This is a genomic window from Sinomonas sp. G460-2, from assembly GCF_047759905.1.
In the GTDB taxonomy this organism is placed as follows: domain Bacteria; phylum Actinomycetota; class Actinomycetes; order Actinomycetales; family Micrococcaceae; genus Sinomonas.
In genome coordinates this window covers 1-8,426 of the sequence record NZ_JBKZWT010000158.1, presented here as the reverse complement: position 1 = coordinate 8,426, position 8,426 = coordinate 1, and the positions used below count along the sequence as shown (strand labels likewise).

Annotated in this window: 6 protein-coding genes; 5 read left to right on the top strand and 1 reads right to left on the bottom strand. The window is 63.2% G+C overall.

Annotation, left to right across the window (positions count from 1 at the left end; all coding sequences use genetic code 11):
* The coding region (locus ACLN58_RS14150) for a hypothetical protein (protein WP_415855901.1) at nucleotides 1–515 on the top strand (515 nt) is incomplete at its 5' end.
* 39 nt (nucleotides 516–554) lie between these two features.
* On the opposite strand, the gene ACLN58_RS14145 is transcribed toward ACLN58_RS14150, so the two are convergent.
* Nucleotides 555–1,139, bottom strand: a complete 585-nt coding sequence (locus ACLN58_RS14145; RefSeq protein WP_415855900.1) for a hypothetical protein — start codon at nucleotides 1,137–1,139, stop codon at nucleotides 555–557.
* 600 nt (nucleotides 1,140–1,739) lie between these two features.
* On the opposite strand from ACLN58_RS14145, the gene ACLN58_RS14140 reads away from it, so the two are divergent.
* The 4 genes from ACLN58_RS14140 to istB all read left to right on the top strand — a co-directional run.
* Nucleotides 1,740–4,007, top strand: a complete 2,268-nt coding sequence (locus ACLN58_RS14140; RefSeq protein WP_415855899.1) for a hypothetical protein — start codon at nucleotides 1,740–1,742, stop codon at nucleotides 4,005–4,007.
* Between the two features lie 294 nt (nucleotides 4,008–4,301).
* Nucleotides 4,302–6,185 (top strand): hypothetical protein, encoded by a 1,884-nt coding sequence (locus ACLN58_RS14135; protein WP_415855898.1) that lies wholly within the window; start codon nucleotides 4,302–4,304, stop codon nucleotides 6,183–6,185.
* Between the two features lie 236 nt (nucleotides 6,186–6,421).
* On the top strand, nucleotides 6,422–7,636 hold the full coding sequence (gene istA / locus ACLN58_RS14130; protein WP_415855897.1) for an IS21 family transposase: 1,215 nt from the start codon (nucleotides 6,422–6,424) through the stop codon (nucleotides 7,634–7,636).
* A partial coding sequence (istB, locus tag ACLN58_RS14125; protein ID WP_415855896.1) for an IS21-like element helper ATPase IstB occupies nucleotides 7,636–8,426 on the top strand: 791 nt, incomplete at its 3' end. The genes istA and istB, both read left to right, overlap by 1 nt.

The window sequence follows — 8,426 nt, the reverse complement described above, 5'->3', positions numbered from 1 at the left end:
GCATGGATGGCGACGTCGCGCCTACTGACATCGAAGCCTCCCTTCGCCGGCGTATCTTCATGGGCATCTGTGCGGCGGTCGTCATCATGCTGTCGGGAGCCGGGGCAGTGCGGATTGCTGTATATCCCGCGTCTTTCACTTCGGATGTCGCGGCAGGCGGGGAGGTCTGGCTACTGTTCCTTCCGACCTTCTTCGCGTATCTCGCTGGACTCCGCGTGTCCATATTCGGAGCTGGCTACTCGAAACGGCTCCGCAAGCTGAGGCTTCCGAGGCGGACATTTAGACAGACGATGGCACGCGTGGTGCCTGCCTACTGGCTCGTATTCACGTCGTTCGAGTTGGCTTCGTGGGGAGGAAGCGGCTTCCTGGTCTCCAGTATCTTCAGTATTTTCGACCGTGACTTGTTTTTCACGGTCGTCTCAGGACTCGCATTCCTGGTCGGGGCGAATTCTGGTGCGGTCTGGATGGCTGGCGTCGCGCTCGACTGGAAGCGTCGCGTGAGCGAGGCTGCTTGAACACCAGATGAAGGCCTGACCGCCCGTTTTGCCGATCCCTCAACGTCGAGCGGTGAGCGCGGCAGAGCGCCGTCGTCGCACCCAATGGGCGAGCCGCCCGGCACCGGCCCCGGCCCACAGCAGGCCCGTGATCGCGAGCAGGGTCGGCATCGAGAACATGATCAAGCCCACGGCCGCGGCGTGGTCCTCGGCGCCCCCAGGCTGCGGCTGCATCAGCTGCGCGATCACATATCCGGCGAGCTGCGCCCACGTGCCCAGCACGGCTGCAGCCCAGATCCACCGGAGCTGGGTTGTAACACCGAACAGGAACCCGAGGACCGCTGTCGCGACGACCAGGGACGCGAGGACCGCGAGCAGGATCGCCAGCGGGTCCGGCCCGCTTCCACCGTCAGGCGTACTCAGCGGGGCGACAGCGATTGGCGCCCAGACGAGCAGGACGAACGCCCAGACGGGGGCGCAGAAGAGGGCCCACTTAGACGGCGCGCGCCACGACGTGCTCCGCCGCCACCGCTGCCCGTCGAACCGCCACGTGCGATCCATCGAGACCGCGGGCAGCCACCCGCGGCCGTCCCACCACCATTGCCCGTCGTCCGAAAACCGCGAACCGCTCGGCCCAAGCTCCACAGCGTCCCCCTCGTGCGCGCACGCCTGCTGGCCCGAGTCTAGAGCCGAAAGCCGATTCAACCGATAGGGGCCACAATCACAGCAAGGCGCCGCGTCACCGCCGAAGGAGGGAGTTGCAGACGCATAGGCGACGCTCGAAAGAGGATCCTTTACCGGGCGCTGGTCCAGAGCGTATGCGTCTCAGTTCACACCTGATGCCACATCGAGCACGAACCCCAAACGCACGCGACGTACTCACCACCTGCCAACTCCCCCCACCTCGAGGGCTCGCGCGAGACCGCGAGACGTAGCGGATGCTTGGGGAAGTACGAGGGGCCAAAGCTCAATGCAAAGCAGGACCACGAGCGACCTGTGGCTTCCTGAGCCCCGGCCGGCTTAGGACCCCCCATCCGGTCTGCTGAATAGTCTCCACCTCCGACTCACACGAAGGCTGGGCCGCTAAACCAGCAGCATCACGATCTAGCCAGGGATGCGAGTAGTGATAGTTTGCTCTAGATATGATGACGAATACTGTCGTCTAATCTTCGTTCGTTGACGTCAAGTTTCCAGTCCAGCACAATCAATTCATTCTTTCGTCAAGTCGTGTGGCTGGGGTTCATCGTGACCAAGAACCTGCGTTGGATACAGCTCCTCTGCTTCATTGTCACCATCCTCCTGACGGTGACGGGCTGCCCTGCACCCGGGCCGCCTAGCGCCAGCCCTACCCCCAGCTTCACGATGCCGCCCGATGCCGTTCCAGACAGTCAGCTCTTGCCACAGGTTGCGAGCGCCACCCCCTGGACAGACGAAGAAGCAGCCGAGATCTCGGTCAGTTGGGCGGCTCCCCTTGTGTCAGCGTCGCGGCCGTCCACGGCCGACGGTATGTCGAACTGGCTGAAGCTCCTCCAGTCGATAGGCGTGACGGTATTTGACCCCTTTCTCGGGAACAAGATTGTCCTTGCGCCCAAGCAATCCTCGCATCGTATGTGGCTGTATGCCGGTCAGGCACTTGGCTTGCAGAGCGTCCTCAGTCGGGAGGACACCTCTTCGCTTGACGGGCTGCTCAAGTCAGTCGCCCAAGCCACGGAATCCGGGGGCGTAACCGAAGCTGATTGGAAGAACTATCTTGCGAGTAGCTTGAGCTCTCCCACAACGCCGTCTGAACACGCCTGGGGAGCTGCGATGGATGCCGCTGCTCCCCGCGGTAGCCCACCGCTGACGCAGACCCTAGTGTCCGATTCCGACTACCAGCTCAGCTCGGTGCAATTCACACTGCTTTTGATACGCCTCATGGGAGATAGCTGGGACGCTCTGACGTGGATCGAAGGCACGGGCCATCAATCAGCCGGAGCACAAACCGGACCAACAACCGCACTCCCCATCGCTCTCAGCAAGCCTAGGGTTCGCCCCGCTTCCGACAGCACACCCGTGTGTAACGTCCCGATCCCAGATTGGGTAACGAGCAGCGGCCTGACGGCGATGAGCTTGTTTCTGACAATGGTGGCGGCTGGCATCGTGGCATCAAAGGCGGAGACTTTTACCGCTAAAGCCTCGCCGTGGCTGGCCGTTCTTGGTACTGCTATGACAGTGCTGAATTTTCTGTCAACCTATTCCTCTTTCAAAGCCTCTATCGCTCCGACTCCAGCACCTAAGATCGTCCGAACCAAGCTCACAAGCGAAGATCAAAGCACCGCTGGCCTAACAGCTACTTTCGGATTGGGAGAAGTCAAAGGAGAATGGCTGAACTGCCTACGACACGTCCTTGCCCTGACTTCGGTTGATGTCGGTATGCCTAAACCAGGGCCATGGGGCGGCGCCGAGGTTTCGTGGGCCGTCGAAGGCGGACCGCTAGTATTTCCTGGCAACCCATCCACGCCGAGCCGAGGCGATGTCACCCATCCGGATGGAAGTTCGTCAATTACCATTGCCGGGGCGCGTCAAAATACCGACAAGACTCAAGCAACAGTTAGTGTGAAGAGGACCGGAACCGTCAAGGCAACGATCAACGCAAACACCTTAGGTGATCCCATCGACCGAGCCATGAACTGGGTGGCGAACTCAATCGAGTTGGTTCTCGGAATAGCAGGATCAGAGACTCCACTCGGTTGGTTACCGATTGCTGATGTCGCAATAAAGACTGCCATGCTCGTCGCGAACAGTTACATGTTCAACACCAAAGCAGCGATTCCCATTACGGACTGGTCGAACGCTCTTACCCTCGACTACACAGTAGACATCGAGGTCAATCAGCCGCCGCTTGCGGACACCATGACTGATGCCTGCGGAGCCCAGATTGCCCAGACAACAACTGAAAAGAAGGGATCATTCGTCCTCACTTCATCCACGCCGCTTAGCCCGGACAATGGTAGTAGCTACAGCGGCCACGGCGGGTTGGCGTGGGGGCCGTCATCTTGGCTAAGTACGGATCAGCACGCGACGTTGGCGGCTCCGTGCGCGGGAGGTGGAGTCTGCGATCCGCAGTCCGGAGGATGCTGCCAGCCCGCTGCCAATTTCACGACCACCGAAACCTTTGAGTCTGGCATCCCTGGTGACTTTGACGTCTCCCTCACTGGCTATCCAGACAAACCGATACTTGTTTTCAACCTTGCAAGGCCAGACGGCGTGGATCTACTGCCCGGGGAAATGGAGAATATGTCTTCCACCGACGGCTGCACCGCACCGTTCGAATCTCAGACAAGCCACATCGGCGAAGGTCTCGAGAAGAATTACTCGCCTTCGGATCGACATGTCCCTCAAGGACCGACGGCTTTCGGCATCGCCGGCTTTACTTTAGACAGTAGTGGCGTCTGGCGCTCCGATTTCACCGGCGTAAGCGCTGACGGTGTGTGGAGCATCCATGAGACAGCGACCCTGAGGAATACGCCATGATTTACCAAAATCGCGATGACGTCGAGAACATTATTACCGACACTTGCCAGGGGTGCGATCGACCACGACCGAGCTCCTTCCCCGCTCGGATGCAGCGAGCAGACCGCTGACGGTCGGGCCGAGCTCCGTCCCGTTAGCCGGCCGGCTAACGGTCACTGCGGACGGGCCCCCGACGGACTCTCCGGCGCCTCGCAGGCAAGAGCTGGCGCGTGGCACTGACCCACGGGTGCGACCGGCAAGCGTGAGCACGAGGAGTTCCCGTGGCTGGTCGGTGGCAAGATGTACCCATCGACGATGGGAGATGAAGCGGTGCGGGTTCGGCCGACAGCAACCGTCAGCGACTGGCTTCTGTCGGTGGCGGAAGTTCTTCCCCTTCCGTATCGGGCCGTCCCCCCATACACCCTCGGTGAAGCGGTCGCCGAACTCGGCGACTACGCTCAAGCCGTCGATGCTTCGGGGTGGAATTCGAGGGTCGCCAGGAACAATCGTGATTCCTTGCGGACTGAGATTGAGGCACAGTCTGAAGCCATCGGGGGACAGCTTGGTGCGCTAATCGTCCCTCTGCTAGATGACCTTCAGGATGTCGCTGACCAAGAGGCCGTCGTTGCAGCGGCTACTAGGTTCGGTGAGGTGTGGCACTCAGAGATAGCCATCACTGATGCGTTCCGCGATCTCTGCGCCGCAGCGAAGGTCGCCGGGGTTACCAGCCGTGCATTGCGGAAGCTGTCGGCAGTCATCGCATCGCAAGTCGGCCCCGCCGCACACGGTGCCTTCTCATTGCTCAGCCACGCCGCCGATACGCTCGTCAACACCGAGGAGGACTTGGCCCGGTGGCGCGACGCACAGCTTCCGGAGCCGCTGACGGAAGCACACCGGATTGAGATGGCGACGGAAATCCTCGTCGCCGCACCGGCGGGTCGGACAGTCGTGTGGACGGTGTACTACCGCGCCATTGTCTCGCGGATGCGCGAGGTTATAGGCCCGATGACGTTCCTCCAAGCCGACTGGGCGCTTCCGAACGCCTTTGACGTCGAGCTGAACGACTTCCCAGAACGCGCCGAACTTCGAGAGATCCGCAAGGACGTGTCCTGGCTCGACAACCTCCACGTCGAATCGCTGAAACTGGAGAACCGACTCACCCTCGTTCGTGTTGACCTAGGGGAAAGGCAGGTCGCCGGCGCGGTGGAGGAAGCCCATCGCCGAATTGAGGCGGTTCTGAGCGTCGCCGTCGAGGCAGGCGGCGTCTCTTGGCAAAGTGCGAACGCAGCTATCGTCCTACTTGACGGAAAGGTTCGCAGCTATTCGCGAGGCCTGAGTGTCCGCGACGCTCAGATGCTAGAGGATGACAGTTACGGGATGGGTGCCACAGCCGAGATCCTCAGCAGTGTCGCAGATCAGCTCGGCGATGCCCTGACCGAGGGCCCTATGCCCGAGCACCTCGTCGAAGCGCTGGCCTCGTTACGTGAGGCACGGATGACTGATCATCGCGACGTTCTCTTCAACGGCGCGCGTCGCGTCACGCCTCGCATAGCGACAGCGCTCGAGGACCACGCGATGGAACTCATCGCGTCCGTGCTAAGGGTGACTCCGGGAACGTTGGCCACCGCACTCCAGCGTCGAGAAGCCCTCAGCCAAGCCGGCCCTCGAATCGCTGATCAACTGATGGCACCATTCGACGAAGCATGGTCACGCGAACCCCACGAGGGTCGGCAAGAGCTCGAACGGAAGATCTCCCAATACAGCCGAGGTGGAACCCGCCTGGTGTCCGTTGCGAAGGCTGTTGCTCTCCAAGACGAAATACGCGCACTTCCGATGTCCGATCTCCAGCGCGCCGACCTTGAAGATGCTCTTGCGATCTGCACCGACCCCGACCGGGAGCGGCAGTTACTTGAGGAGATGTGGTGCGAAACGGGCCTGCTCCGTGCCCGGCATCGCCGCGTTCGGAACGCGGTCAACCATGGTCTGCCTCTCAAAGAGACCACGCTAAACAGCATCCGCAACTATGCCGACGACACATCGAGGACCGCGCTGAACATCGCGCTCACTTGGTTCAAAAACGGTGACCCGGGCGCGACGCTGCTCCAGCGAGAAGACAACGCCTGGGCGGAGCGAATGGATCGGATCAGCCACGGTATGAGCTGGGCGGTAGAGGATGCCCAGACTGAGGAAGAATCGTAACCGCGATCGAGCAACGACGTGACGCGCCCCGTCGACTCTAACCTTCGTAGGCGCCAACTTCGTAACGCCAGCCCCGCCAGATTGTCGAAGTGCCCGATAAGGGATCGGCAAACGGGCGGTCAGGCCTTCATCTGGTGTTCAAGCAGCCTCGCTCACGCGATGCTTCCAGCCTGTCGACGGCGCTCGAAAACTGAACAGTAGCGGCGTTTGAAAAGTGAACACTCAACGATTGGAGAGTGATCACGTTGGAGGATTGGGCGCTGATCAGGCGGCTGGCCGCGGAGGGTGAGCCGAAGGCGCGGATCGCCGAGCGTTTGGGGATCTCGCGGACGACGGTGATCAAGGCGGTGGCCTCGGACGCACCGCCGCGATATGAGCGGAAGGCCGCGCCGACGTCGTTCACGCCGTTCGAGACGCGGGTGCGTGAACTGCTGCGGGAGACGCCGGACATGCCGGCCACGGTGCTCGCGGAACGGGTGGGGTGGACCGGGTCGATCCGCTGGTTCCGTGACAACGTGAACCGGCTGCGGCCGGAACAGCGACGCATCGACCCGGCAGACTGGTTGATGTGGGCGGCTGGTGACGCGGCGCAGTGCGACCTGTGGTTCCCGCCGCGGAAGATCCCGCTGGGGGACGGGTCGGCGAAGTCGTTGCCGGTGCTGGTGATCACCCCGGCGCACTCGAGGTTCGCGACTGGGCGGATGATCCCGACCCGCAGGACCGAGGACCTGCTGTTGGGGACGTGGGAGCTGATCGAGCAGCTGGGGCGGGTGCCGCGCCGGCTGCTCTGGGACAACGAGCCTGGTATCGGCCGCGGCAAACGTCACGCCGACGGGGTCGACGCGTTCATGGGGACGCTGGCGACGAAGCTGGTGCTGCTGCCGCCGCGGGATCCGGAGTCCACGGGGGTGGTGGAGCGCCGCAACGGCTGGTTCGAGACCTCGTTCATGCCGGGTCGCTCGTTCACGTCGCCGGCGGACCTCAACGAGCAGTTCACCGACTGGCTGGCCTTCGCCAACCGGCGGATCGTGCGCACTCTGGGCGCCTCACCCGTCGACCGGTTGGCAGCGGATCTCGCGGCGATGCTGCCGTTGCCGCCGATCCCGTTGCATCTGGGATGGCGCAACCGGCTCCGGTTGAGTCGGGACTACTACGTCCGCATCGACACCAACGACTACTCCGTCGACCCGCGCGCGATCGGCCGGATCGTCGACGTGACCGCGGACCTGCACCGGGTGCGGGTGCGGCTGGAAGGCCGGGTCGTCGCCGACCATCCGCGGCTCTGGGCGCGCGGGCGGGTGGTCACCGATCCAGCTCATGTCGACGCTGCCGCCGGGCTGCGCCGCCAGTTCCAGCAACCCCGCGCCGCTGCCGTCGCCAGCGACGACCTCGCCCGGGACCTCGCGGACTACGACCGGGCGTTCGGGATCATCGACGGCGGGCTCAGCTGATGGCCGCCGGGAACAGCCCCGAATCGGTCAAGCAGATCACGTACCTCGCCGGGGCGTTGAAGGCACCACGGATCACCGAGACCGCCGCCCGGATGGCGGACCAGGCCCGCGATGCCGGGTGGTCGTTCGAGGACTACCTCGCCGCCGTGCTCGAACGCGAAGTGTCCGCCCGCAACGCGTCGGGCGCGGAACTGCGGATCAAAGCCGCCGGGTTCCCGGCGCGGAAGATGCTGGAGGACTTCGACTGGGACGCGCAGCCCGCCGTCCGGCAGCAGGTCGCAGCTCTCGCCTCGGGCGGGTTCCTGCTCGAAGCGCAGAATGTGGTGCTGCTCGGCCCTCCCGGCACCGGGAAGACTCACCTGGCGACCGCCCTCGGAATCGTCGCTGCCCGCCACGGGCACCGAGTGCTGTTTGCGACCGCGACGGACTGGGTGACCCGGCTCACCGACGCCCATCGGCAAGGGAACTTGCCCCGTGAGCTCGCGCGGCTGCGGCGTTACGGGCTGATCATCGTCGACGAGGTCGGCTACCTTCCGTTCGAGCAGGACGCCGCGAACCTGTTCTTCCAGTTGGTGTCGTCACGCTACGAACATGCCTCGCTGATCCTCACCTCGAACCTGCCGTTCAGCGGCAGGGGTGGGGTCTTCGGCGACCAAGCCGTCGCCGCCGCGATGATCGACCGGATCGTCCATCACGCCGACGTGCTCACCCTCAAGGGCGCCAGCTACCGGCTCCGCGGCAGAGGCATCGACAGCCTCCCCAGCATCCGCACCACCACCAACGACACCCC